Source organism: Massilia sp. LXY-6 (assembly GCF_051233485.1).
Classification (GTDB): domain Bacteria; phylum Pseudomonadota; class Gammaproteobacteria; order Burkholderiales; family Burkholderiaceae_D; genus Telluria.
Genome location: NZ_JBKFGF010000002.1, coordinates 1 through 26,494 on the forward strand (window position 1 = coordinate 1; position 26,494 = coordinate 26,494).

Annotated in this window: 22 protein-coding genes and 1 tRNA gene; 12 read left to right on the forward strand and 11 right to left on the reverse strand. The window is 64.8% G+C overall.

The annotated features are described in order from the left end of the window. Positions 1-17 precede the first annotated feature (17 nt). From ACI48D_RS01025 to ACI48D_RS01050, 6 genes are all read right to left on the reverse strand, one after another. Positions 18-938: a formyltransferase gene (locus ACI48D_RS01025; protein ID WP_435569349.1), complete on the reverse strand. Its 921-nt coding sequence runs from the start codon at positions 936-938 to the stop codon at positions 18-20. 48 nt (positions 939-986) lie between these two features. Continuing rightward, the gene (locus ACI48D_RS01030; protein ID WP_435569454.1) at positions 987-1,970 is read right to left on the reverse strand and encodes a glycosyltransferase; all 984 of its coding nucleotides are present in this window, start codon (positions 1,968-1,970) and stop codon (positions 987-989) included. Positions 1,971-1,981: 11 nt separating this feature from the next. Further along, positions 1,982-3,136, reverse strand: coding sequence for a DegT/DnrJ/EryC1/StrS family aminotransferase (locus ACI48D_RS01035; RefSeq protein WP_435569350.1), 1,155 nt, complete (start codon positions 3,134-3,136; stop codon positions 1,982-1,984). An 85-nt stretch (positions 3,137-3,221) separates the two neighbouring features. After that, a complete protein-coding gene (locus ACI48D_RS01040; RefSeq protein ID WP_435569351.1) occupies positions 3,222-3,596 on the reverse strand; it encodes an EamA family transporter in 375 nt (124 codons plus the stop codon). A gap of 3 nt (positions 3,597-3,599) precedes the next feature. Continuing rightward, positions 3,600-5,267: a glycosyltransferase family 39 protein gene (locus ACI48D_RS01045; protein WP_435569352.1), complete on the reverse strand. Its 1,668-nt coding sequence runs from the start codon at positions 5,265-5,267 to the stop codon at positions 3,600-3,602. Continuing rightward, a complete protein-coding gene (locus ACI48D_RS01050; protein ID WP_435569353.1) occupies positions 5,264-5,635 on the reverse strand; it encodes an Mth938-like domain-containing protein in 372 nt (123 codons plus the stop codon). Before ACI48D_RS01050 ends, ACI48D_RS01045 begins: the two co-directional genes overlap by 4 nt. A 169-nt stretch (positions 5,636-5,804) precedes the next feature. Here ACI48D_RS01050 and ACI48D_RS01055 point away from each other — a divergent pair, with 169 nt between their 5' ends. Together ACI48D_RS01055 and ACI48D_RS01060 are read left to right on the forward strand one after the other, a co-directional pair. Continuing rightward, on the forward strand, positions 5,805-7,031 hold the full coding sequence (locus ACI48D_RS01055; RefSeq protein WP_435569354.1) for a pyridoxal phosphate-dependent aminotransferase: 1,227 nt from the start codon (positions 5,805-5,807) through the stop codon (positions 7,029-7,031). A 24-nt stretch (positions 7,032-7,055) separates the two neighbouring features. Further along, entirely contained in the window at positions 7,056-8,375 is a 1,320-nt protein-coding gene (locus tag ACI48D_RS01060) for a homoserine dehydrogenase (protein ID WP_435569355.1), read from the forward strand. A gap of 31 nt (positions 8,376-8,406) precedes the next feature. Here the strand turns inward: ACI48D_RS01060 and ACI48D_RS01065 are convergent, their stop codons facing one another. From ACI48D_RS01065 to ACI48D_RS01075, 3 genes are all read right to left on the reverse strand, one after another. Then, positions 8,407-8,637 (reverse strand): hypothetical protein, encoded by a 231-nt coding sequence (locus ACI48D_RS01065; RefSeq protein WP_435569356.1) that lies wholly within the window; start codon positions 8,635-8,637, stop codon positions 8,407-8,409. Between the two features lie 194 nt (positions 8,638-8,831). Continuing rightward, positions 8,832-10,382: a sensor histidine kinase N-terminal domain-containing protein gene (locus tag ACI48D_RS01070; RefSeq protein WP_435569357.1), complete on the reverse strand. Its 1,551-nt coding sequence runs from the start codon at positions 10,380-10,382 to the stop codon at positions 8,832-8,834. Between the two features lie 2 nt (positions 10,383-10,384). Beyond that, on the reverse strand, positions 10,385-11,116 hold the full coding sequence (locus ACI48D_RS01075; protein WP_435569358.1) for a response regulator: 732 nt from the start codon (positions 11,114-11,116) through the stop codon (positions 10,385-10,387). A 169-nt stretch (positions 11,117-11,285) separates the two neighbouring features. Between ACI48D_RS01075 and ACI48D_RS01080 the strand changes: the two genes are divergently transcribed. The 10 genes from ACI48D_RS01080 to ACI48D_RS01125 all read left to right on the forward strand — a co-directional run bounded on the left by ACI48D_RS01080 (position 11,286) and on the right by ACI48D_RS01125 (position 23,201). Further along, positions 11,286-12,347 carry a porin gene (locus tag ACI48D_RS01080; protein WP_435569359.1) on the forward strand — a complete coding sequence of 354 codons (1,062 nt, stop codon included), beginning with the start codon at positions 11,286-11,288 and terminating at the stop codon, positions 12,345-12,347. A 36-nt stretch (positions 12,348-12,383) separates the two neighbouring features. Continuing rightward, on the forward strand, positions 12,384-13,355 hold the full coding sequence (locus ACI48D_RS01085; protein WP_435569360.1) for a tripartite tricarboxylate transporter substrate binding protein: 972 nt from the start codon (positions 12,384-12,386) through the stop codon (positions 13,353-13,355). A gap of 26 nt (positions 13,356-13,381) precedes the next feature. Further along, a complete protein-coding gene (locus tag ACI48D_RS01090; protein ID WP_435569361.1) occupies positions 13,382-14,482 on the forward strand; it encodes an ABC transporter substrate-binding protein in 1,101 nt (366 codons plus the stop codon). Between the two features lie 90 nt (positions 14,483-14,572). Then, positions 14,573-16,387 carry an ABC transporter permease gene (locus ACI48D_RS01095; RefSeq protein WP_435569362.1) on the forward strand — a complete coding sequence of 605 codons (1,815 nt, stop codon included), beginning with the start codon at positions 14,573-14,575 and terminating at the stop codon, positions 16,385-16,387. A gap of 42 nt (positions 16,388-16,429) precedes the next feature. Then, on the forward strand, positions 16,430-17,506 hold the full coding sequence (locus ACI48D_RS01100) for an ABC transporter ATP-binding protein (protein ID WP_435569363.1): 1,077 nt from the start codon (positions 16,430-16,432) through the stop codon (positions 17,504-17,506). After that, entirely contained in the window at positions 17,494-18,546 is a 1,053-nt protein-coding gene (locus ACI48D_RS01105) for an AbrB family transcriptional regulator (RefSeq protein ID WP_435569364.1), read from the forward strand. The genes ACI48D_RS01100 and ACI48D_RS01105 overlap by 13 nt, the downstream gene beginning before the upstream one ends. A 63-nt stretch (positions 18,547-18,609) precedes the next feature. Then, positions 18,610-20,505, forward strand: coding sequence for an MFS transporter (locus ACI48D_RS01110; protein ID WP_435569365.1), 1,896 nt, complete (start codon positions 18,610-18,612; stop codon positions 20,503-20,505). A 48-nt stretch (positions 20,506-20,553) separates the two neighbouring features. Beyond that, positions 20,554-20,630: transfer RNA gene (locus ACI48D_RS01115), tRNA-Pro, on the forward strand. 266 nt (positions 20,631-20,896) lie between these two features. After that, positions 20,897-21,223: a hypothetical protein gene (locus ACI48D_RS01120; protein ID WP_435569366.1), complete on the forward strand. Its 327-nt coding sequence runs from the start codon at positions 20,897-20,899 to the stop codon at positions 21,221-21,223. 277 nt (positions 21,224-21,500) lie between these two features. After that, on the forward strand, positions 21,501-23,201 hold the full coding sequence (locus ACI48D_RS01125) for a methyl-accepting chemotaxis protein (protein WP_435569367.1): 1,701 nt from the start codon (positions 21,501-21,503) through the stop codon (positions 23,199-23,201). Between the two features lie 93 nt (positions 23,202-23,294). Here the strand turns inward: ACI48D_RS01125 and ACI48D_RS01130 are convergent, their stop codons facing one another. Next, complete coding sequence (locus ACI48D_RS01130; RefSeq protein WP_435569368.1) at positions 23,295-23,963, reverse strand: aspartate/glutamate racemase family protein; 669 nt, start codon at positions 23,961-23,963, stop codon at positions 23,295-23,297. 465 nt (positions 23,964-24,428) lie between these two features. Then, positions 24,429-26,441: a DUF4214 domain-containing protein gene (locus tag ACI48D_RS01135; protein ID WP_435569369.1), complete on the reverse strand. Its 2,013-nt coding sequence runs from the start codon at positions 26,439-26,441 to the stop codon at positions 24,429-24,431. Positions 26,442-26,494 lie beyond the last annotated feature (53 nt).

A 26,494-nucleotide genomic window follows, 5' to 3' on the forward strand; every position in this document is an offset into this window, starting at 1 on the left:
ATGTGTTGGGGTGTTTGTTACTCGACGCGATGTTCGGTCAGTTGGGCCTTGAGTTCGGCCGCGGAAACCCGCAGGCCGTCGGCCAGCAGGCTGTGGATGGCGAGCGCGCGGCCATCGCCGCAGACGCCGAAAATGGCATTATCCACCACCGCCAGTCCTGGCGGCAAATCGGGAACGGTGCCGCGGACCAGGCGCGCGCGCTCGATCACGTAGCGCCGTGGACCGATGTCGGTGAAGGCGCCGGGGTAGGGTGGGGCGACCGCGCGGTGCAGGTTGTACACCTCCTGGGCCGGCTTCGACCAGTCGATGCGGCCGTCTTCCGGCTTGCGGCCGCCGAAGTAGCCGCCTTTGCTCAGGTCGTTCGGCGTGCGCGGCGCGGTCCCGGCCAGCAGTTGCGGCAGGACCTCATACAGCGCCAGCTCGGCCGCCACCGTCACCTTGCCGAACACCTCGAAGGCGGTATCGTCGGGCAGGATGGGCACCGCCTGCTGGGACAGGATGGCGCCGGCGTCCGGCTTGATCGTCATCTCGTGCAGCGAGGCGCCGGTCTGCGTCGCGCCGTGCAGCACCGCCCAGTTGGTGGGCGCGCGGCCGCGGTACTCCGGCAGCAGCGAGCCGTGCATGTTGTAGGCCGGTGCCACGTCGAGGATCGCCTGCGGCAGCATGTGGCGGAAGTAGAAGCTGAACATCAGGTCCGGCTGCGCGGCCCGGATTCTAGCGAGCAGCTCCGGTGCTTTCGCGTCGTCCGGCGTGACGAAGGGAATGCCCTCGATCTCGCACAGCGATTGCACGGACTCGAACCAGATGTTCTCGGTGGCGCTGTCCTGGTGGGTGATGACCAGGGCGACGTCGACGCCGCCTGCGAGCAGGACTTTCAGGCAGCGTACGCCAACGTTATGGTAGGCAAAGACGACGGCGCGTTTGGGTTGTTGGATCATATTGTTCGTATCAAATCGTCGATAACAGATGCACCGACGGGACTCAGGTCAGCGCCCGACCTTGCGTTTCTCCGCCGCTTCCAGTTCGGCCTCGCTGGGCGGCACACCCTGCAGCACGGTCTGCACCACATAGCGCGGCCGCGCGCGCACCTGCTGGTAGATCCGGCCGACGTACTCGCCCACCAGGCCGATGCCGAACAGGATCACGCCCATGAAGAAGAAGGCGATCGCGAACAGGGTGAATACGCCCTCGGCTTCGGCGCCCAGGATGAAGCGGCGGATCAGCAGCAGCAGCACCAGCAGGGCGGAGAAGATCGCCAGCGTCATGCCCAGCAACGAAAAGAATTGCAGCGGCACCAGCGAGAAGCCGGTCATCAGGTCGAAGTTCAGGCGGATCAGGCTGTACAGCGAGTACTTCGATTCGCCGGCCGCGCGCTCCTCGTGCTCGACCACGATCTCGGTCGGCTTGCGCGAGAATTTATAGGCCAGCGCCGGCACGAAGGTGTTCACCTCGCCGCACTGGTTGACCAGGTCGATCACGTTGCGGCCGTAGGCGCGCAGCATGTTGCCCTGGTCGGTGATGTGGATGTTGGTGATGCGCTCGCGCAGGCGGTTCATCATCTTCGAGGCGACCGTGCGCCATGCCGAATCCTGGCGCTTGCGGCGGATCGAGCCCACGTAGTCGTAGCCCTCGCGCATCTTGGCGACCAGCTTGTGGATTTCTTCCGGCGGGTTCTGCAGGTCGGCGTCGAGGGTGATCACGATCTCGCCGCGGGTCTGCTCGAAGCCGGCCAGGATCGCCATGTGCTGGCCGTAGTTGCCGTTGAAGAGCACGACGCGGGTCACGTCCGGGCGCTTGCGGTACTGCTCGGCCAGGATCGAGACCGAGTTGTCGCGGCTGCCATCGTTGACGAAAATGACCTCGTACGGCAGGCCCAGCTTGTCCATCGCCGGATACAGGCGCGCGAACAGGTTGGCCAGGCCGGCTTCTTCGTTATAGACCGGGATGACGATCGACAGCTCCGGTTTCAGTGCATGCAGTGTCATTTGGCCAGCACCGCCGAATCCAGAACCGACTTGACGGCAGCGACGGCGCGCTCGACGTCGGCGAGCGTCATGGCATTGAACATCGGCAAGGTCACGGTCAGGCGGCCGATCTTCTCGGCGACCGGGAACATGCCTTCCTTGAAGCCGCGCTCGCGGTACAGCGTGAACAGGTGGATCGGCGCGTAGTGGTAGCCGGTGCCGACATTGTGTTCCTTCTGCATGCGGGTCATGAAGTCGGCGCGGGTGCCCGGGCCCCTGTCCGGCAGGATGATCTGGAACAGGTGCCAGTTGCTGGAACCGAAGGCCTTCACCGGCAGCTGGGCGCCGTACTCCTGTTCGAAGTCGGGGCCGAAGCAGTCGAAGTAGTGCTGCGCCAGCTTCGCTCTGTGCGCGGTCAGCTTTTCCAGGTGCTTCATCTGGCCCAGGCCGATCGTGGCCATGATGTCGCTCATGTTGTACTTGCCGCCGAGGACGTCGACGTCGATGCCGTCCACGCCGCTGCGGGTCACGCCCTGCAGGCGGTATTTCTCGGCCAGGCGCGCCTCGTCGAGGTTGTTCAGGACCAGGCAGCCGCCTTCGCCGGTGGTGATGTTCTTGTTGGCCTGGAAGCTGAACGAGACGAAGTCGCCGAACGAGCCGATGCGCTTGCCGTTCCACTGCGAGCCGAGGGCCTGGGCCGCGTCCTCGACCACGCGCAGCTTGTGCTTGTCGGCGATCGCGTACAGGCGGTCCATGTCGACCGGCAGGCCGGACAGGTAGACCGGAAGAATGGCCCTGGTGCGCGGGGTGATCGCGGCTTCCAGCTTGTCGAGGTCGATGTTGCGGGTGACCGGATCGATGTCGGCGAACACCGGGGTGGCGCCGACTTCGATGATGACGTTGGCGGTGGCCGGCCACGAGATCGGGGTGGTGATCACCTCGTCGCCCGGCCCGATGCCGGCGACGCGCAGCGCGATCTCCATGGTGCAGGTGCCGGAATTGAAGGTGCGCACCGGGCGGCCGCCGAAATACTCGGACAGCAGGGCCTCGAAGGCCTGGTTCTTCGGACCGGTGGTGATCCAGCCGGAGCGCAGCACCTCGCCGACGGCGGTAATGGTTTCTTCGTCGATGGTGGGCCGGGAAAAGGGCAGGAAGGGCAGCTCGGCAGTCATTGGGTGGTCGATCGATTTGTTATTGGTGGAAATGCATGTGGGATTTTATCAGTCCGCTGGAACGGTCCGCATTCTTGACGGACTTTCAGGAGCGCGCCAGCAAGGCCACGCCGACCATGATCACGCAGATCGCCAGCAGGCGCTGCGGCGACACGGTCTCGCCCAGGAACATCCAGGCGCCGACGGCCGCCACCACGTAGCCCAGCGACAGCATCGGGTAGGCGATCGTCACGTCGGTACGCGACAGGCCCATGATCCACACCACCAGCGAGAGGGCGTAGCAGGCCAGGCCGCCGAGGATCGGCAGCTGGGTGATGACCCGGACGAAGGTCTCGAACCAGTTGCTCATGGTGAGGTGGATGGCGCCGCCCAGGGCGTTGGTGCCTGCCTTGAGCAGCACTTGGGCGCAGGCGTTCAGGAGCACGCCGGAAATGATGAAAGCGAAGGTGCTGAGGTTCATGGCTTAGAAATTGGCGATTACGGTGCGGCGCCCATCGTCGGCGACGACGCGCAGCGGCACGCCCTGGCGTTTCAGGTCGGCCGCGATATCGGGACGGGTGATGGCGACGCTCTTCACGCCGGCCGCCGCATCAAGGCGCCAGCGTTCGACGAAGGCCGGGATGGTCGGGATCGCGAGCTCCGGCTGCTGTTCGAGGCCGAAGCTGAATTCGTCCAGGTAGTCGACCAGGGTCACGGTGCGGCCCAGGTAGAAGGTCAGCGACTGTTCGTAGATGCCGACCGAGTACACGTGGGTGGCCGGATTGGTGGCGCCGGCGGCCTCCAGGGCCGGCAGCAGCCTGGTGCCGGCGCGCACCTGGCCGATCGGCTCGAAGCCGGTCAGCAGCAGTTCGGTGCCGGCGAAACCGGCGATCGCCAGTATCAGCACGGTCAGGTCGCGCTGCATCTGGCGCGCATACAGCATGGAAAGCAGCCCGCCGATCAGCAGTACCAGGCCGGCCGCCAGCACCCACGGCTGGTAGGCCGCGTACAGCGCGTCCTCGCCGGGACGGTGGGCCAGGCGCAGCATGAAGGGCACGAAGCCGAGCAGGCCCGCGCCCAGCAGGGCAGTCAGGCCGGCGGTCAGCATGCGGCTGCGGCGGGTCCCGCCATCCAGGTAGATTGCGATCAGCAAGGCCGCCGCCGGGAACACCGGCACGATGTAGCCGGGCAGCTTGGAATTCGACTTGGTGAAGAACAGGATGATGAAGGCGACCCACACCAGCAGCAGCAGGCGTGGCTTGAAGCGCAGCGCGCCTTGCTCGGGTTTTGCGCCCAGGACCAGGCTCTGCACCAGCACGCCGATCCATGGCACGCTGCCGATGGCCAGCAGGGCGAAGAACACCCACCAGGCGGCTTCGCGGTGGTGTTCCTTCTTCAGGAAGCGGTCGAAGTGCTCATGGATGAAGAAGAAGTGCGGCTGCTCGGGATTCTTCAGGCCGACCAGCACGAACCATGGCGCGGCGATCAGGAAGAACAGCAGCAGGCCCTTCACCAAATGCAGGCGGGTCCAGATTTTCCAGTCGCGCGCAAACAGGGTGTACAGCACCAGCACGCCGCCCGGCAGCACCAGCCCGATCAGGCCTTTCGCCAGCACCGACAGCGCCATGCCGGCCCAGCACACCAGCATCCAGTTGCGCTGTTCGGATGGCGTGGCGTCGTCGCGCTGGGCGATCAGGAGCGCACACAGGGCGATCGTCATCATGCTTGAGAGGCTCATGTCGACCGAGTTGACCTGGCTGCAGATCACCCAGTAGAGCGAAGAGGCCAGCACCAGCGCGGCGTAGAAGCCGATCCGTTCGCCGAACACGCGCTTGCCCGCATGGCCGGTCAGCACCACGCCCATCAGGCCGCACAGGCCGGTCCACAGGCGCGCCTGCCAGTCGCCGAGCCCGAAAACCTCGAAGGTCAGGGCGTTCATCCAGGTCTGGAGCGGCGGCTTCTCGAAGTACTTGATGCCGTTCAGGCGGGTGGTGATCCAGTCGCCGCTGGCGAACATTTCGCGCGCCATCTCGGCATAGCGCCCTTCGTCCGGCGGCACCAGCGTCCGCATCCTCAGCACGCCCAGCAGGATGGCGGCGAAGGCGAAAAACAGGGTCCAGACGAGGGTCTTGTTCTTGTGCAGTTCTCTCATTCGATGATCAGTGCCAGCGTCACCTTGCGGCCTTCGCCCATCAGGATGTTGTAGGTGCGGCAGGCCGCATGGCTGTCCATGCTTTCCACGCCAATGCGCAGGTCGGACAGGCTGGCGATCAGGCGCGGGTGCACGAAGCGCTGGCGCTCGCCGGTGCCGAGCACGACCACGTCGGGCTTGTCGGCGGCGATCTGTTCAAAATGCGTGGCGGTGAGGTCTTCGAAGCGGGCCACATCCCAGGGGCGCGGCGGCGTCTCGGGCATCACCAGCACGCTGTAGTCGAAGCGCTTGGCATTGATCTCGACGCCGGACTGGTCATAGCCGGTGACGGTCTGGTACTTTTCGGTATTGCTGGAATGGAGCTTCATGTCGAAAGCCGTGGTTGTGCGTGGCGTAAATATATGTGCGCGAGAGCGCATGAGCCGCGTATTGTAATGGGTTTTTCCACAAGGCCAGCGGTCGGGTTGCTTAATCGCGGCGCTTTGGGCAGAATGGGATTTTTCGCATTGCAACAAACTACATTGGCAGGGTGATATTTTGCGACCGATTCTGAAATCGAACAAGCTGGATGACGTATGCTACGAGATCCGCGGTCCCGCGCTGGAGAAGGCGCGCCAGATGGAGGATGATGGTCACAAGATCATCAAGCTGAACATCGGCAACCTGGCCGTGTTCGGCTTCGATCCGCCGGACGAGATCGTGCAGGACATGATCCGCAACATGCCTGGCGCAGCCGGTTATACCGATTCGAAAGGCATGTTTGCGCCGCGTAAGGCGGTCATGCACTATACCCAGGAAAAAAATATTTCCGGGGTCAAGATCGACGACATCTACCTCGGCAACGGCGCCTCCGAACTGATCGTGATGGCGATGCAGGGCTTGCTGAACAGCGGCGATGAGGTGCTGGTGCCGGCCCCGGACTACCCATTGTGGACGGCGGCGGTCAGCCTGGCGGGCGGCAGTCCGGTCCACTACATCTGCGACGAGCAGGCCGGCTGGATGCCTGACATTGCCGACATGCGCAAGAAGATCACGCCGAACACGCGCGCGATCGTCGTCATCAATCCGAACAACCCGACCGGCGCGCTGTATTCGCGCGAGGTGCTGCTGGAGATCGTCGAACTGGCCCGCCAGCACAGCCTGATCATCTACGCCGACGAAATCTACGACAAGACGCTGTACGACGGCGAAGAACACGTTTCGCTGGCCTCGCTGGCCGACGACGTGCTGTTCGTGACCCTGAACGGCCTGTCCAAGAACTACCGCTCCTGCGGCTACCGTGCCGGCTGGATGGTGGTGTCCGGCGAAAAACGCCATGCCAAGGACTATATCGAAGGCCTGAACATGCTGGCCTCGATGCGCCTGTGCGCCAACGCGCCAGGCCAGTACGCGATCCAGACCGCGCTCGGTGGCTACCAGAGCATCGCCGACCTGGTGGCGCCCGGCGGCCGCCTGGCGCGCCAGCGCGACCTCGCGCACAAATTACTGACTGAAATTCCGGGAGTGTCCTGCGTCAAGCCAAAAGCGGCGCTGTACATGTTTCCCCGCCTCGACCCCAAGATCTACCCGATCGCTGACGACCAGCAATTTATCTGCGAGCTGCTGTCCGAGGAAAAAGTCCTGCTGGTGCAAGGCACCGGCTTCAACTGGATCGCCCCGGACCATTTCCGGTTGGTGTTCCTGCCCAATTCCGACGACCTGACCGACGCGTGCGGCCGCCTTGCGCGCTTCCTCGACGGTTACCGGCGCCGCTACGCGCGCTGAGAACGACAGAGTAGAATCTTATATATGAAACCCATCAAAGCAGGCTTGTTAGGCATCGGCACCGTCGGCGCCGGTACCTATCACGTGCTCCAGCGTAACCAGGAAGAAATCCGCCGCCGCGCCGGCCGCGGCATCGAAGTGACGATGGTGGCCGCGCGCAACCTCGAGCGCGCCCGTCGTATCGTCGGCACCGAAGTCGAAGTGGTCAGCGACCCGTTCGCGGTCGTGAACCACCCCGAGATCGACATCGTCGTCGAACTGATCGGCGGCTACGAGCTGTCGCGCGAACTGGTGCTGCAGGCGATCGCCAACGGCAAGCACGTGGTCACCGCCAACAAGGCGCTGCTGGCCCTGCACGGCAACGAAATCTTCGAAGCGGCCCAGGCCAAGGGCGTGATGGTGGCCTTCGAGGCGGCCGTCGCCGGCGGCGTGCCGATCATCAAGGCGCTGCGCGAAGGCCTGTCCGCCAACCGTATCGAATCCGTGGCCGGCATCATCAACGGCACCACCAACTTCATCCTGTCCGAAATGCGCGACAAGGGCCTGGACTTCGGCACCGTGCTCAAGCAGGCGCAGGAACTGGGCTATGCAGAAGCCGATCCGACCTTCGACATCGAAGGCGTCGATGCCGCCCACAAGCTGACCATCATGGCCGCGATCGCGTTCGGCATCCCGATGCAGTTCGCCAGCAGCTACGTCGAGGGCATCAGCCAGCTGCAGGCGGTCGATATCCGCTACGCCGAACAGCTGGGCTACCGCATCAAGCTGCTCGGCATCACCCGCCGCACCGTGGTCGACGGCGCCGAAGGCATCGAGCTGCGCGTGCACCCGACCCTGATTCCGTCGGCCCGCCTGATCGCCAACGTCGAAGGCGCGATGAACGCGGTACTGGTGAAGGCCGACGCGGTCGGCACTACGCTCTACTACGGCAAGGGCGCCGGCGCCGAGCCGACTGCCTCGGCCGTGATTGCCGACCTGATCGACGTCACCCGCCTGGCCACCGTCGACCCGTATTCGCGGGTGCCGCACCTGGCCTTCCAGCCGGCCGAGCTGGCGGACCTGCCGATCCTGCCGATGGAAGAGATCCGCACCGCCTACTACCTGCGCGTGCACGTGCAGGACCAGCTAGGCGTGATGGCCGACCTGACCCGCATCCTGGCCGAAGCCGGCATCTCGATCGATGCCGTGCTGCAGAAGGAGCCCGGCGAGAAGGCCCGCACCGACATCGTCATCATCACCCACCAGACCCGCGAGAAATACGTCAACGCGGCGATCGCGAAGATCGAAGCTTTGTCGACGGTGGTGAGCAAGGTGGTACGCATCCGCCTCGAGTCCCTGGGCTGACGGAAGCGCGCTACGGTTTCCCGAGGTCCGTTCAGTTGGCCAGCCCGGGCCGCTCGGCAGCGGCATCGGGCGCCATACTGGATGGCATGCTCCAGTAACTGAAAAAGTCGTCGGCGAACTCGTCGACGCACTGGGGCGGCTCCGTCGCCCGGCCCTCGAGCGGGGCCGTGGTGAGGGCGAGCAGCTCCTGCTCGATCTGGTCGAACAGCGCATCGGTGGCGCTGCACTCGACCATGCTGAAGGTGTGGCGGGTCGTGTTCATGGGCGCAATTCTACCGGCGCTGCACTGCACAAGAAGCCCGTCCGGCATGAGGACTTGTGCTCGCTCAAACGCGGAAAGTTTTGCCGCTTCGCATGCTTGGTGATGCGCAATGTGAGTTGCTGAACAGCTCGTGTCTGGCGGCATTTAGCGATACCACGCGTCTCTTCCGACAGTCCCTGCCATTCACCGGGTCTTCAATCCGGTTTCGTTTGAGAAGATGCAAGATCGTCCATCGCTGTTGCCGTCGTCTCGACGGGAAACAGTACGCCGACCTTCAGGCCATGGCCGCCGTCTGCGCGGCCCATGCTCAGCGTGGCGCCGTGCAGGGTGGCGATGTCGCGCACGATCGCCAGGCCCAGCCCGGTCCCGCCGGGATTCGTTTCCAGCGCCGCCTGGGAACGGTAGAAGGGCATGAACACCTTGTCGTACTCCGCCTCGTCGATGCCGGGGCCGCTGTCCTGCACTTGCAGCAGCACGCCGGCCGGTACGCGGCGCACGCTCAGCAGCACGCCGCCGCCGGGCGGGGTGTAGCGGATCGCATTGTCGACCAGGTTGGTCAGCAGCTCGTGCAGCAGCAGTTCCTGGCCCAGCACCGTGGTGTCGTCACCGTCCTCCGCCTCCAGCGCCAGGTCGATGTTCTTCTGCACCGCCGGCAGGGCCAGTTCCAGGCCCACCTGCTGCGCCAGTGCCGCCAGCGAGACCGGAAAGGCCGCCGCGCTGCCGTTGCCATGCTCGATGCGCGCCAGCGTCAGCAGCCGGTTGGCCAGGTGGACGGTCGAATCGGTGGTTGCCGCGATCGAACGCACGATGGCCTGCATCGCGGCTGGATCGTTTTCGCGCAGCGCCAGCTCGGCCTGGGTCTTCAGCACCGTGAGCGGCGTGCGCAGCTGGTGCGAGGCATCGGCGATGAAGCGGCGCTGGCTGGCGATCAGGCCCTGCATGCGGGTCATGGTGCCGTTCATCGCCGCCACTAGGGGCCGCACCTCGCGGTGCACCATGGACGCGTCGACGTCCGACAGGTCGGACACCGCGCGCGTTTCGACCACGTGTTTCAGGCGCATCAGCGGCTGCAGCACCAGGCGCACCGCGAACCACACCAGGCTGGCGACCGCCAGCACCAGCAGCGCCTGGCGCAGCAGGGTGTTCACGAGGATGCGGCGCGACAGCGCGCGCCGTGCGTCCAGCGTCTCGCCGACCTGGATCAGGGCGATGCCGCGCATCGAATCGTCGTACACCGGCTGCAGCAGGGCGGCGATGCGCACCGGCTCGCCGTTGTAGTCGGCATGGTAGAAGCGCACCAGGGCCGGGTAGAGTTCCGAGCGCTTCACATTGACCGGCACCGGCGGCAGGTCGTCGTAGCCGGACACCGTCTCGCCGTGCAGCCCGCCGACCCGGTAGAAGATGCGGCCCAGGGTATCGGTCTCGAAGCTGTCCAGCGCCACGTAGGGCACGTCGGCCACCACCTTGCCGTCGCGGACCGAGACCCGTTCCGCCAGCGCGCGCGTCGAGGCCAGCAGCGAGCGGTCATAGGCAAGGTCGGCGGCGTCGAGCGCGTCGCGGTACAGCGAGACCGCGTTCAGCGCGACCAGCACCACCAGCGGCACGATCAGCCAGCGCAGCAGCTGGCCGCGCAGGCTGCCCAGCGGCGCCGCCGGCGCGGAGTGTGCGGAATGCGTGGAATGGGTGGGATGCGCGGCCGCGCCGGGGCGGCGGCGCAGGAAGGAGGCGAGCCGCGCGACCGTCATTGCTAGGCCGGCTTGCTGGCCGTCTTGTTTGCCGGCTCATCCGCCTGCGGAGGGCGCTCCTGCAGCAGGTAGCCGATCCCGCGCAAGGTGACGATGGCGGCGCCGCCGTCCGGGTGCCGGTCGAGCTTCTTGCGGATGCGGTGGATGTACAGCTCGATGGCGTCGAGGTTGGCGTCGTCGTCGAGCGCGAACACGGCGTCGAACAGCTTTTCCTTGGACAGCGCGCAGCCGGTGCGCGCGATCAGCGTCTCCAGCAGCGCGTGCTCGCGCGGCGTCAGCGGCAGCGCTTCGCCGCAGTAGCTGAACATGCGCGCCACGGTATCGAAGCTGAGCTGTCCGCAGCGGTGCACCAGCGCTTCGTTGCCGACGCTGCGCCGCAACAGGGCCTTGACCCGCGCCTCCAGCTCGGCCAGCTCGAACGGCTTGGCCAGGTAGTCGTCGGCGCCCAGGTTCAGGCCCTGCACCCTTTCTTCGAGGCCGCCGCGCGCGGTCAGGATCAGCACCGGCGTGCGCGCACGCGGGCCGCCGCGCGTGCGCAGGCGGCGCAGCACCTCCAGGCCGTCCATCTTCGGCAGGGTCAGGTCCAGGATCACCAGGGCGTAGTCCTGGGTATGGAGCAGGGCATCGGCATCGGTGCCGGTGGCGGCGCATTCGACGCTGAGCTTGGCGTCACGCAGCGCCTTGGAGACCCAATGGGACAGCTCGACGTGGTCTTCGACTAACAGGATTCGCATTTTTTTAGTGTACGCGCAAACGCCCGGTGCCGGATAGTGCCCATTGAAAGCCACGTAATAGCCGAGTGATAGCCAATTGACAGCCGACTGAAAGCTGATTGAAAGCTTGGCCCGCATATAGTTGGCCCAACAAGTAGTACAAAAAAGATTTTTTACAACCGGAGACACCATGAAGAAGTCGGCCCTCGCGCTCGCCGTCCTGGCAGCGCTTTCCCTGAACACCACCGCCCACGCTCAAACCAACGTCCAGGTCTATGGCCTGATGGACGCCGGCGTCGAACAGCTGACCAACGCCGGCCCGAACGGCGGCAGCATGACCCGCGTGATCTCGGGCGGCAAGAACACCTCGCGCTGGGGCTTCCGCGGCACCGAGGACCTGGGCGGCGGGCTGAAAGCGGTGTTCAACCTGGAAGGCGGCATCCTGCTGGATACCGGCGCCCAGGACGGCGCGCTGTTCAAGCGCCAGGCCAACGTCGGCCTGGCAGGCAACTTCGGCACCGTGGTGATCGGCCGTTCGTTCACCACGACCTACGACCTGGTGATCAAGTTCGATCCGCTCGGTTTCGCGCCGAACTACTCCTGGGCCACCAGCACCAACGCCTCCGGCCCGTCCAAGTACGGCATGACCACCGCGTTCGACAACCTGATCAAGTACACCGGCCACACCGGCAACTTCACCTACGGCGCAACGATCGGCTTCGGCGAGCAGCCCGGCAGCCAGGCCGACAGCCGCAAGTACGCGGTCGGCGGTTCCTGGTTCGCCGACGGCTTCGGCGTGATGGCGGCCTACGAGCAGGTCAACGGCAACACCCTGGCCGCCACCGGCAACCGCGACGAGACCAGGGCCTACCACCTGGGCGCCGACTACAAGACCGGCCCGTGGCGCGCCACCCTCGGCATGCGCGGCTACAAGCTGGAGTCGGGCAAGGCCGCGACCCCGGACGTGCGCGCCGACACCTACTGGGGCGGCCTGACCTACAACGTGCAGGCCTGGACCCTGACCGGCGCGGTCTACCACGTCAACACCAAGAACCTGCCGGCCGCCAAGGATGCCGATCCGACCATGTTCGTCGCACGCGCCATGTACGCGCTGTCCAAGCGCACCGACCTGTACATGGTCGCCGCCCACGCCAAGGCCGACCACGGCCAGCTGGTGGGCCTGTCGCGCGACGATCCGGGCTTCGGCTCGACCCAGAACGGCTTCACCGCCGGCATCCAGCACCGGTTCTGATCGTCGCCGGCCTGCCGCGCCAGTATCATGCTAGCCATGAAACCACTTCGATCCCTGTCCGCCGCTGCCCTGGTCTCATCCCTGGCCGCGGCCGCCATCCCGGCAATCGCCGCCGATGCCGAATGCGTGGTGCCGTCCAAGCCGGGCGGCGCCATGGACCTGACCTGCAAGCTGGCCCGCAAGGCCCTGCAGGCCAAGCCCGACGCGCCGCGCCTGAAGCTGAGCTATCTGCCGGGCGGGATCGGCGCGGTTGCCTGGCATACCATGATCTCGCAGCGCCGCGCCGACCCGAACACGCTGGTCGCGTTCTCCAGCGGTTCGCTGCTTAACCTGGCCCAGGGCAAGTTCGGCAAGGCGACCGCCGGCGATGTGCGCTGGGTGGCCGCGCTCGGCGCCGACTTCGGCATGATCGCGGTGCGCGCCGATTCGCCGTACCACAGCCTGGCCGACCTGGTCGAGGCGCTGCGCAGCGATCCGCAAAAGGTCCTGATCGGCATGTCCGGCACCATCGGCAGCCAGGACTGGATCAAGATGGCGCTGCTGGCCCGCCGCGCCGGGGTCGATCCGAAACAGCTGCGCTTCGTCGCCCTGGAAGGGGGCGGCGAGGAATTCACCGCGATGCAGGCCAATTTCGTCCAGGTGATCTCGGGCGACACCTCCGAGGCCGCGCTGTACGCCGATGCCGGCAAGGTGCGGGTGCTGGCGGTGCTGGCCGAACACCGGTTGGCGGGGGTGCTGTCCAAGGTCCCGACCGCGCGCGAGCAGGGCTACGACGTGGTGTGGCCGGTGATCCGCGGCGTGTGGGTGGGCCCGGGCGTATCCGACGCCGACTACAAGCGCTGGGTCCAGGCCTTCGACCGCGTGGAGGCCGCGCCCGGCTTTGCGCAGATGCGCAGCGAGGCCGGCCTGTTCCCGTTCTCGCTCACCGGCGACGCGCTGACCACCTATATCAAACAGGCCGTGGCCGACTACAACCGGCAGGCCAGGCAGTTCAACCTGGTCCGCTGACCATACCAATAAATCAAGGAGACGACATGCATTTCACTAAAACCATCATCGCCGCCGCCGTTGCTTCCGTAGCCGCGCTCGCAAGCCCGCTGGCCCTGGCCCAGGTGCCCGCCGGCTATCCCGCCAACTACCAGCAACTGATCGACGGCGCCAAGAAGGAAGCCAAGCTGGTGATCTACGGCGCCACCGACAGCAAGGCCGCGGCGCCGCTGATCAAGGACTTCAACGCCCTCTACCCGGGCATCTCGGTCGAGTACAACGACATGAACTCGACCGAAGTGTACAACCGCTTCATCTCCGAATCCGCGGCCGGCGGCGACACCGCCGACGTGCTGTGGTCTTCGGCGATGGACCTGCAGATGAAGCTGGCCGCCGGCGGCTACGCGATGCCGTACAAGTCGGTCGAAGCGTCCAAGATCCCGGGCTGGGCCGTGTGGAAGGACACCGCCTACGGCACCACCTTCGAACCGGCCGCCTTCGTGTACAACAAGCGCCTGGTGACCGGTGCCGAGATTCCGCAGACCCACGCCGATTTCGTGCGCCTCATCAGCCAGCCGAAGTTCCAGGACAAGGTCACCACCTACGACATCGAGAAATCCGGCGTCGGCTTCATGTTCATGGCCCAGGACGAGAAAGACTTCCCGCAGTTCAAGCAGCTCGAACAGGCCTTCGGCGCCGCCAAGGTGCGCGTACAGTCCTCGACCGGCACCATGCTGGAGCGTATCTCCTCGGGCGAGAACCTGATCGGCTACAACGTGCTCGGCTCCTACGCCCTGGTGCGCGCCAAGACCGACCCGTCGCTGGGCGTGGTGCTGCCGAAGGACTACACGCTGATCATCTCGCGCGTCCAGTTCATCAACAAGTCGGCCAAGCACCCGAACGCCGCCAAGCTGTGGACCGACTACCTGCTGTCGCACCGCGGCCAGACCGTCGTCGCCAACGGCGCCAAGCTGTTTGCGATCCGTACCGACGTCACCGGCGAAACCACGTCGAGCGACCTGATCAAGATGATCGGTGAGAAGAACATCAAGCCGCTGCCGGTCAACCCGTCCGTGGCGGAATACCTGGATCCGGCGATCCGCATGGCCTTCCTGAAGGAATGGAAAGCCACCGCCGGCAAGAAGTAAGCATCACGTAGCACCCGGGGCGGGCCAGCCTTCCGGCCATCGGCCCGCCCGCCTGCCGTTCCCGTTTTCGCTGTCTGATCGGATCTCCCCATGCCTACCTTTTCCCTGCCGGGCGCACGCCTCAAATCCGGCGCCGCGCATGACGCTGCGGCCGCGCGCAAGCCGCGCCTGAACTGGACGCGCGCCATCGTCGTCCTGCTCACCTGCCTGGCGATCTTCCTGCCGCTGTTCCTGGTGTTCTACCAGAGCTTCCTGACGGCGCCTTTCTTCATGCCCGACAAGCATCTCGGGCTGGACGCTTTCCGCTTCATCTTCGACGACGCCGACTTCTGGCTGGCGTTCAAGAACGGCATGCTGCTGGCATCGGGCCTGGCCGCGATCGCCGTGCCGCTGGGCGGCATGCTGGCCTTCCTGATGGTGCGCACCGACCTGCCGGGCCGCGGCTGGATCGCGCCGGTCCTGCTGGTGCCGATCTTCGTGTCGCCGATGGTGATGGGCTTCGGCTATGTGGTGTCGATGGGCCCGGTGGGCTTCTACACGACCTGGGTGCACCAGCTGCTCGGCATCGTCCCGTGGAACGTGTACTCGTTCACCAGCATCGTCGTGATCGCCGGCCTGACCCACGTGCCGCACGTGTACCTGTATGCCTCGTCGGCGCTGAAGAGCCTGGGCTCGGACGTCGAAGAAGCGGCGCGCGTGTCCGGCGCTTCGCCGTGGCAGGTGATGTTCAACGTGTCGCTGCCGATGATCATGCCGGCGCTGGCCTACGCCGGCGTGCTGGTGTTCTTCCTCGGCTTCGAGGTGTTCGGCCTGGTGCTGGTGCTGGGCGATCCGGAAGGCCACCTGGTGCTGGCGACCTACCTGTACAAGCTGACCAACAAGCTGGGCACCCCGTCCTACCACCTGATGGCCGCGGTGGCCGTGTGCCTGGTGGCGGTGACCATGCCGCTGGTGATGATGCAGCGCTGGCTGCTGAAGTCGGCCAACAAATATGTGTCGATCAAGGGCAAGGGTGCGCGCCAGAAGCCGCTCCCGCTGGGCAAGTGGAAGTGGGTCGCCATGGCCCTGCTGGGCGCCTGGATCCTGGTCACCGTCGTGCTGCCGCTGTCCGGCATCGTGCTGCGCTCGTTCGTCCAGTACTGGGGCGAGGGAGTGAACCTGGCCGACGTGCTGACCCTGCAGCACTTCCGCGACATCTGGGAACAGCCTTCGCTGGTGCGCGGCATCGTCAACACCATCCTGATCGGCGTGATCGGCGGCGGCGTCGCTGTCGTGTGCTACACCGCGATCGCGCTGGCCATGCACCGCAAGCCGGACGGCGTCACCCGCCTGCTCGACTACAGCGTGCTGGTACCGCGCGCGGTGCCGGGCCTGCTGGCCGGCCTGTCCTTCCTGTGGGTATTCCTGTTCGTGCCGAGCTGGCTGGACGGCCTGCTGCACAACTTCGACAACGACGTGGCCCGCTGGCTGTCCGAGCATTTCATCCCGGCGCTGCGCCAGGTGCGCTCGACCATCTTCGCGCTGTGGCTGGCCTATTCGGTGGTGTGGCTGGCCTACGGCATGCGCCTGGTCTCGACCTCGCTGCTGCAGGTCGGTCCGGAGCTGGAAGAAGCGGCGCGCGCGGTCGGCGCCAGCCGCGGCCGCGTGACCCGCGACGTCACCATCCCGCTGATCAAGTTCGGCATGCTGGGCGCTTGGCTGATGGTGTTCCTGATCTTCGAGCGCGAATACTCGACCGGCGTGTACCTGCTCTCGCCGGGCACCGAAGTGATCGGCGCGATGCTGGTGTCGCTGTGGGCCGGCGGCTCGACCGACCTGGTGGCGGCGCTGTCCTTCATCAACATCACGCTCGTGGCCATCGGCCTGGGCATCGCGCTGCGCTTCGGCGTCAAGCTGCATAACTAATCGTCATCAAGCATCATGACCAACGAATTGCGAGACACCACAATGAACGTTTTGACCGTCAACGACCTGCACCTCGACTACGGCAGCGGCGCCACCGCCAACCCGATCCTGAAAGGCGTGTCGATGCACCTTCAGCGCGGCGAAGTAGTGGCCCTGCTGGGCCCCTCGGGCAGCGGCAAGACCACGCTGCTGCGCGCCGTGGCCGGCCTGGAAAGCCCGAAGGCGGGCAGCATCGACATCGGCGAGCGCCGCGTGTTCGACGGCAGCCAGAAGCTGGAGCTGCCGGCCGAGTCGCGCAACCTCGGCCTGGTGTTCCAGTCCTACGCGCTGTGGCCGCACAAGACCGTGTTCGACAACGTCGCCTACGGCCTCAAGCTGCGCAAGATGGCGGCCCGCGAGATCGAAGGCAAGGTGAACGAAGTGCTGTCCCAGCTCGGCCTGGGCCACCTGGGCCAGCGCTTCCCGCACCAGCTGTCCGGCGGCCAGCAGCAGCGCGTGGCGATCGCCCGCGCCCTGGTCTACAACCCGCCCGTGATCCTGCTCGACGAGCCGCTGTCGAACCTGGACGCCAAGCTGCGCGAGGAAGCGCGCGCCTTCCTGCGCGAGCTGATCGTGCGCCTGGGCCTGTCGGCCCTGATGGTGACCCACGACCAGGCCGAGGCGATGGCGATCTCGGACCGCATCCTGCTGCTGAATAACGGCAAGATCGAGCAGCAGGGCACGCCGCAATCGATGTACGAGTCGCCCGACACCCTGTTCACCGCCGAGTTCATGGGCAGCAACAACCGCCTGCCGGCGCGCGTGGTCGCCCGCAACGGCGGCACCGCGCGTCTGCAGGTCGAGGGCATGGCGCTGAACGCCACCACGCGCGGCACCGGCGACAGCGCCGCGGGTGCAGGCGAACCTGCCGCCCTGATCCGCGTCGAAGAAGTGCGCATCGGCCGCCAGCAGGTGGACAACGGCATCCAGTTGCCGCTGTCGACCTGCATGTACCTGGGCGACCGCTGGGAATGCCTGTTCAAGCAGGGCGAGGCCAGCGTGCGCGCCTATTCGAAGTACCGCATCGATCCGGGCCAGTACTGGCTCGAGATGCCGGCCGAGAAGCTGTGGGTGTTCTAAGAGGAACGCTGCGCGCTTTCCTGCCGGCCGTGGTCCTGGCGTTTGCCGCGGCCGAGGCCTGCATCGCGCTCGACACCCCGCTGCCGTGGATGATCGGGCCGCTGTTCTCGACCGCGCTGGCCTGCATGCTGGGCGCCCGCCTGGGTGCGCCGGTGCAGGCGCGCGAGGCCGGCCAATGGGCGATCGGCACCGCGCTCGGCCTGTACTTCAGCGCCCCGGTGCTGGCCGCGCTGGCGCGCAACCTGCCGTGGATCGTGCTGGCGGTGGCGGTGGCGATCTGCCTAGGCATGGTGGCCGGCGCCATGCTGCGCCGCCTGTCCGGCACCGACGAAGCCACCGCCTTCTTCGCGATGGCGGTCGGCGGTGCCTCCGAGATGGCGGTGCAGGGCGAGCGCCACGGCGCCGTGGTCGAGCGCGTGGCCGCCGCCCACAGCCTGCGCATCATGATGGTGGTCGGCACGATCCCGTTCGCGGTGCGCTGGTGGAGCAGCCACGGCTGGGGTGCCGGGATCGACCTGTTCGTGCCGCTGGCCGCCACCGTGCATCCGGGCGGCCTGCTGATCCTGATCGCATTGACCGCCAGCGCCGCGCTGCTGCTCAAGCGCCTGCAGTTGCCGAACGCCTGGGTGATCGGACCGCTGCTGGTGGCGCTGGCGCTGACCGCGGCCGGCATCGAGCTCTCGCGCCTGCCCGAGTGGATGATCCGCGCCGGCCAGCTGTTCATCGGCGTTTCGCTCGGCACGCGCTTCACGCCGCGCTTCGTGCACACCGCGCCGCGCTACCTGGCCAGCGTGGCCGCGTGCACCGCCGTCACCATGCTGCTGGCGGCCGGATTCGCCCTGTGCCTGGCCTACGTCACGGGCCTGCATCCGGGCACCATGCTGCTGGCGACCTCGCCCGGCGGCATCGCCGAGATGTCGCTGACGGCGCGCGTGCTGCACCTGGGCGTGCCGGTGGTGACGGCCTTTCACGTGTCGCGCATGGTGGTCGTGGTGCTGACGATCGGCCCTTTGTTCCGCGCCTGGGCCAGGATGCGCTGAGGTTTGTTCAAGTGCGTGTTGTGCGGTAGATTACACATCTCCACAACGCTGCGACTTGACCGCATGAGCCATCCGAACCATACCAGCCAGTTCGCCCTGCTGGCGCAACGCCGCTTCGGTCCCTTCTTCTGGACCCAGTTCCTCGGCGCCTTCAACGACAACCTGTTCAAGACCGCGCTGATGGTCGTGCTCACCTACGACGCGCTGTCCTGGACCAGCATGGCGCCGGCGCTGCTGAACAACCTGATCCCCGGACTGTTCATCCTGCCCTACGTGGTGTTCTCGGCGACCGCCGGCCAGATCGCCGACAAGGTCGAGAAGGGCCGGCTGGCACGCTGGGTCAAGCTGCTCGAGATCGGCATCATGGCGGTGGCGGCGCTGGGCTGGATGACCCACACGCTGTGGCTGCTGGTGGCGGCGGTGGCCGGCATGGGCGTGCACTCGACCCTGTTCGGCCCGGTCAAGTACGCTTACCTGCCGCAGCACCTGCGGCCGGAAGAGCTGGTCGGCGGCAACGGCGTGATCGAGATGGGGACCTTCGTCGGCATCCTGCTGGGCGAGGTGATGGGCGCGGTGCTGGCCGGGCAGGGCGCCTGGGGCATCCGCCTGGTGGCCGGCGGCACCCTCTGCGTCGCCGTGCTGGGGCTGCTCACCAGCTGGCGCATTCCGCATTCGCCGGCGCCGGCGCCCGACCTCGCCATCAGCCGCAACCCGGTCGCCGAGTCGCTGCGCAACCTGGCGTACTCGCGCCAGAACCGCACCGTATTCCTGTCGATGCTCGGCAATTCCTGGTTCTGGTTCTATGGCGCGCTGGTGCTGTCGCAATTTCCGCTGTACGCCAAAGACTACCTGCACGGCGACCATAGCGTGTTCGTGCTGCTGCTGACCATTTTCTCGCTCGGCATCGGCGCCGGCTCGCTGCTGTGCGAGAAGCTGTCCGGCCGCAAGGTCGAGATCGGCCTGGTGCCTTTCGGCGCGATCGGCCTCTCCTTATTCGGTATCGACCTGTACTTCGCCAGCCAGGGCTACACGAATACCGCGCCGGTCGACTTCGTCAAGCTGCTGCACCAGGCGGGGACGCTGCGGATCCTGGCCGACCTGCTGCTGCTGGGCGTGTTCGGCGGCTTCTTCATCGTGCCGCTGTTCGCCCTGATCCAGACCCGCTGCGACCCCAGGCACATGTCGCGCACGATCGCCGGCACCAACATCTTGAACGCGCTGTTCATGGTGGCGGCGGCCGGCCTGGCCGTATTCCTGATCAAGCGGGGCTTCACGATCCCCGAGATGTTCCTGACCACGGCGCTGCTGAATGCGGTCGTCGCCGTCTACATCTTCTCGCTGGTGCCGGAATTCCTGATGCGCTTCCTGGCCTGGCTGCTGATCCACACCATCCACCGCGTCTCGACCGTGGATACCGACCGGATTCCGGAAGAGGGCGCGGCGGTACTGGTTTGCAACCACGTCAGCTACGTCGACGCGATCGTGATCATGGCGGCCAGCCCGCGCCCGATCCGCTTCGTGATGGACCACCGCATTTTCAAGACCCCGCTGCTGGGCTTCATCTTCCGCACGGCGAAAGCGATCCCGATCGCGCCGGCCAAGGAAGATCCCTGGCTGATGGAAAAAGCCTTCATCGACATCGCCCAGGCCCTGCATGAAGGCGAGCTGGTCTGCATCTTCCCGGAAGGCAAGCTGACCCACACCGGCGACATGAACGAATTCCGCGGCGGCATCGCCAGGATCGTCGAGCGCAGCAAGGTGCCGGTGATCCCGATGGCGCTGCGCGGGCTGTGGGGCAGCCTGTTCTCGCGCGACCCGTCGAACCTGTTCGAACGTTCGTTCGCGTGCGGCTGGCGCTCACGCCTGGCGCTGGCGGTGGGCCGGCCGGTGCCGCCGCAGGAGGTCACGCCGGAGGGGCTGTACGAGGAGGTGCTGGCCTTGCGCGGTGAGTGGAAGTAACAAAAGTCTTATCATTTCGTCCGCCTCTGATATAATTGCAGGCTGAGTCGGGGCGTAGCGCAGCCTGGTAGCGTACCTGCATGGGGTGCAGGGGGTCGGAGGTTCGAATCCTCTCGCCCCGACCAAATAATTCAAAGGGTTAGCGGAAGCTAGCCCTTTTTCATTTGTGGCCGCTGTGCCCTATGGGTACACCAGCTACCGTCGAGGCCCAGGGAGCGGTTGACGGACACTGCGCTGACATAGGGCTGTTGGTTGATATGGGCATCGCGCAGCGTCCGCTGCTACCGTTTGCGGTTCCGTTAGAGCTTGGTAAGCCTGCAGGCGTTTCCAGCGCCTTACACTTTGGGATGAACGGCGCGGTACCGATACACCATCGTTCCAAGTACCGAACTTGCTCCGGTTCATGTTCCTGGAGCGTTCAGCCAAAGAATTCATCACTGATTGGGCAGAACGCGCCAGGCGCTTGGTAGCAGAGTTTCGGGCCGAATGCGGTAAGGGAATGGATGAACCGCCGATCAACGACATGGTGACCATGTTGCGAACGCAGAGCAGCGACTTTCTGCACCTCTGGAATGCACAGGAAGTGATGACACGGGAAGGCGGTGTCAGGACTTTTTCGCACCCGGTAGCCGGACAGTTGATGTTCGAGCAGATGGCCCTGCAACTGCAGGGACACCCGGATCTCAAGCCAACCGTGCTGTTACCGACAACATCGTAAAGTCCGATGTATGAGCGTCCGCTTCCGAAACGCCTGAGAGGCTGCTTCGGGTCGACAGTTGCCGTACGCACGTTTACGATCGTCGTGGCGCTTCAGCCGTGGCAATCCAACGACCCGTTCTGCGCCTCCTGTTGCTTGTGCACAACCACTCTCCCTTCAACCTCGACATATGCATGTCGGATTGTAAGTATCGGTGGACTGTGAAATAGATAAGAGTTTAAAGTTGACGGGCTGTAGGAAAGCTCCTACGAATGATCGCCTCCCATCCTCTACGCCTATGAAACTCTCTTTTCGCGCAAAGCTGTTCCTTCCACTGATCATCAGCTGGGTCTGTCTTATGGTCGTGATGATGTTCAATCTTGCACAAACCAAGACGCTGCGGCTCGACGAGCGCAAGGCGCAACTGCGCAACGCCGGCGACATGGCCTTGTCGATCACGAAGGAATACGGCGATCTGGCGCAATCTGGGGCCATGCCCGAAGACGAAGCGAAAAAGCAGGCTCTTTTGCGGATCAAGAGCTTGCGCTACGGGGAGGCGGGATATTTCACGATCGTGGACCCCCATAAGGTTCTGATGCACCCTATGAAGCCGGCACTCGTCGGTACCGACCCAGCGGCGATGAAGGATACGGATGGCGTGCAGGTCTATATCGACGCCCTGAACGTCTCGCGCGACGGCGCTGCCGGATTCACCACCTACAGGTGGGCAAAACCGGGCGATGACAAGCCGGTGCCCAAGCTGGCCTACGACAACAGCTACAAGCCGTGGGGCTGGACCTTCATGACGGGACTCTACGTTGACGACCTGGATGCAGCGTTTCACCATGATTTGGCCGTGGCTGGCGCACTGCTGGGTGTGATCGGGATCGGCCTGACGCTGGGCATTCTTCTCATCGTACGCAACATTGAGCGGTCAATCGGAGGCGAGCCCGTGTTGGCGGCTGAGATCGCCCGCCAAATCGCAGACGGCAACCTGGACGTCGACGTGGTCACGCGACCGGGCGACCAGTCCAGCCTGTTGTATGCGATGAAGAACATGCGCGGCAACTTGGCTGGCATTGTCAGCAGGGTACGGACAAGCACCGATACGATCGCCACCGCCTCGAGCGAAATCGCTGCAGGTAATCTCGACCTGTCGTCACGAACGGAACAGCAGGCGAGCTCGCTGGAAGAGACTGCCGCGTCAATGGAAGAACTCACTTCCACCGTCAAGCAAACCGCCGACAATGCTCGCCACGCCAACGAGCTGGCCGTATCTGCTTCTCGCATCGCGCAAGACGGTGGGATTGTCGTCGGCCGAGTCATCGATACGATGACGGCAATTAACGAGTCATCGAAAAAGATAGTCGACATCATCAGCGTGATCGACGGTATCGCCTTCCAGACCAACATCCTCGCACTGAACGCTGCGGTAGAGGCCGCTCGCGCTGGGGAACAGGGTAGGGGCTTTGCGGTGGTCGCGAGTGAAGTGCGCAACTTGGCCCAGCGCTCCGGCGCCGCGGCCAAGGAAATTAAAGATCTGATCGGCGACTCCGTTGAAAAGGTAAATACCGGTGCACAGCTGGTTGACCAGGCAGGTACAACGATGGGCAGCATCGTCGAGAGCGTCGAGCGGGTCACAACCATCATCGGCGAGATCATGAATGCCACCCAGGAGCAAACAGCCGGAATCGCTGAAATCAACGAGGCTGTTACCCAGATGGACCACGTCACGCAGCAAAATGCAGCACTGGTCGAAGAAGCCGCGGCCGCCTCTGAGTCGATGCAGGAACAGGCGTCGCAACTGGCGGAAGTGGTCAGCGTGTTCAAGCTCGACCGCCAGTTCGCGCAACAAACCCCTGACCGTCCGCAAACGCCGGCGAAGCCGATCATCGCGAAGTCTGCTAGACAAGCCCTGCCGACTAGCCGGAGCGCGGTATCGACGAGCGGTAGCGCTGCCGCGGCCGCAACATCTAGGGCTGAGTGGGAAACGTTTTAATGTAATAAATAAATGAAAACGGCCCCACGGTAGCGGGTCTGTCCTTGATTTGTCCCGTGCCCATCGGTCAGCGAAAGCACGGGATTCTGACGTTTAGCTCATTCCCAATCGCGCAATTTCTTCTGCATGAACTAAGGCACAATCTACGACCGGATACGAATAGTGAGGTTTGTCGAACGCGAGAAAGAGATCGGTGCCGCCCAATACGATGGCCTGTGCGCCCTGTTTGTTAAGGAGACGCATTGCAGCATCTTCGAAGTATGCACGCTGGTCATCGGTCGCTTTCCCAGCAACTGCCATGGCAACGTAGTGTGCGTGCGCCGTTCCTAACTCTTCATCCGGAACAGTGACTACATCCACGCCCGCGAGTCCATATAAGCTTGATTCCATGACAGCCCGTGCACCCAGGACACCGACTTTTTTTATGTTTCTTGTGGCGAAATGAGCCTGGAGCGCGGGCAGCGCGCTGATGAGCGGAAGGCTCGATATCGGTTTCAGCGCATCCATGCAGAAGTGTCCACCCATCGATGTCACCGCGACAGCTTCACAACCTGCTGCCTTGAGCTGATCAATATACTTGGCGAAGACCACTGCCTGGGCTTTTTTGTCTCCGGCTTCCAAGTTACTGATCATTTCCCTTGCGTCTGCATTGGCAATCGTGAGCTCCAGCCTCCGATTCGCTTTGGCGTAGAGGCTTACCAAAGCACGGTAATAGAATTCGGTCGCTGCCGGTCCAATACCGCCAATCAAGCCAATATGCATTATTTCTCCTGTTTTCAATTGTCTGCTTGTGGCCCCGATTGCAGACGTCTGGAACGGCTCAGTGTACGCCCCCGTTGCTTTGACGACAAGAACAGGTTTATTAGGCTCTAACTATCTCGGCCGCCTGGGTATGGCTCGCCGAGGCGCGTATGCTACTCAATAGACTGACTTATCGGGTTTGATTTCGTCCACACCCTGTTAGGCCTCCTGGCGGCATGAACGGGCTGCCTGCCCGGCAGCTTTTGCTGCTTCGGTAAGGCCTCTACATCTGGTTACGATCATCCAGAACTGTTTTTAATGGAAATTTTGCATTCCCGTCCAGTAGCCTTGGCATGCTCGGCTTTAAGAGCGGACGCTTGCCTGCGAGGTCTACTTGGGGGCACGCTGGAGCGCAAAAAACCCCGGGCCATTGTGGCACCGGGGTTCGGGGTCATCCGGCAGTGGCCGCGGGACGCGGCTTCAGGTTTAGCCGTGCACAGGAGCAACGCTACCCACCACTACGACGGTAGCAGCCACCAGCGTGATCGTGCCGGTGGCCGGATCGACATGCAGCGTCGGCGCGGTCGTGCCAAAATTCTCCACCACGATGCTGCTGACGGAGGTGCCATCCGACCACTGGATCATGTAGTCGTCGTTGGTCGTTCCCGTGCCAGCCTTGAACACGCCGCCAACGTCCGAACCCTGGACGATGGCGTAGTTGTTGGCGGTGGCGTCCGCCAGGTAGGTCGTGTGACCGGTCACGGTGCCGCTGAAAGTGCCTGCGGCCACCTGGATCACGTCGTTCAGGCCCATGTTGACGATCACGTCCATTGCCGAGATGGAACCACCGTCGGTGAAGACATGTGTACCTGTGTCGCCCTTGCCGTACAGGAGCACGTCGACCACCTGGTCAACGCCCAGGTTGATGTGGTCTGCGCCCGCGCCGCCCGAAATCGTGTCAGCGCCGGTGGTGCCAGTGATGGTGTCATTGCCGCCGAAGCCCCAGACGTGGGTACCGCCGACGGTATCGCCTGATGCCGTGCCCAGCGTGTAGACGGCGCCGCTGCTGTCGGTCACGGTGGCGCCGGTGCTGGTCGTGCCGGTGGAGGTGGTCACGGACACGGCGCCACTCGCCACTTGGGCCTGTTCGCCCAGCGTCGCCTGACCAGCGCTGATGGTGCCGACGTGCGTCGCGGTTTTGGTGACCGGATCGACCAGGCTGATGTCGCCGGCGGTCATGCCGGAGATATGCAGGCCTGCGGCGTCAGCGACAATCTTCAGCGTGCTGCCTGACGTGCCGCCGCCGGTCGTGGCCGGCTGGGCCACCACGGCCAGCGTGCCGTCCGGGTTGATCTTATCGGCTCCGGTGGCAACCAGCGCGTTGCCAGCCAGGTCGCGGATCGAGCCGCCCAGCGCGTGCGAGGCAGCGGTTGCCAGGTCGGTGGTGCTCTGGTCGCCGGCACCCACTGTGTAGCTGAACACCAGCGTGTCGGTGCCACTGCCGCTGACGTAATGCGCCACGCCTTCGTTATTCAACAGCAGATGCGGCTCGCCCTTGACCTGGACCGCTTCGCTGAACTTCACGTTGAAGCTTACCTTGTCGCCAACCGCAAGGCTGCCGTCGTTGTTGCCATACGCAATCGACTTGACCGTCGGCGCGATGGCATCACCGCCCTGCGGCCCATGGCCACGGTAGACCAGGTCGGTGGCGGCCGGCATGCCGCCGCTGGCCAGCGCCTTGATCAGGTCAGGCAGGCTGGTCCCCGGCGGCATGGTCTTGAGCACTTGACCCATGCCGCCGCCACGCAGCAGCTGCGCCATGCTGGCCGGGTCGGTTGCACCCTGCTTGGCCGCCTCGGCCAGCGCCTGCAGTAGTGTGACCGGATCGGTCTTGCCCTGCGGCGCGTCGGCCAGGTCGGCAAGCGAAGTGCCGCTGCCTGCCAGCGAATCGATCACGCTTGGCGCGTCCTTGGCCGTGCTTGCCAGGCTGCTGGCGGCGGTGACCATGTTATCGATGTCCGTGCTGGTGGTGGTCGAGTTGACTGACTTGACCAGCAGCTGGCCGGCCTGGATGGCCTCATAGCCGTCGTACGAACTGCCTGTCGCTGCCACATGCGCGGTGAATTGCGCCGCCGCCTTCTGGCGCAGGTTGACCAGGGATGCGTCGCTGTCGAGCGCGCCCTGCAGTACGTTGATCGCCACGTCGGCCATGCTCGCGTGGCCCTTGCTCACGGCGTCAACCCAGTACGACAGGCCGGCGGCATCCGGGGCACGGTTGAACAGCTGTTGGTAGATTTCAGTGACGCGATCGGCCGCAGTGGTCGAGCTGAAGCGGACGGTGGCTTCCTGCGAATTAGCGAACGGTTCCTTGATGACGCTGAAGTCACCGCCCGCCTGGGCGAGCTGCTGCGACCAGTACGCCAGGCCAGCAGGGTCAGCCGGGCGGCCGTAGAAGGCAACGTAAAATGCGTTGACGGTCGAATCGTAGGTGGTGCTCATGGGTTCTCCTATGGCTGGGCAGCGGCACACTGCCGGGGAACCGTAAATATATC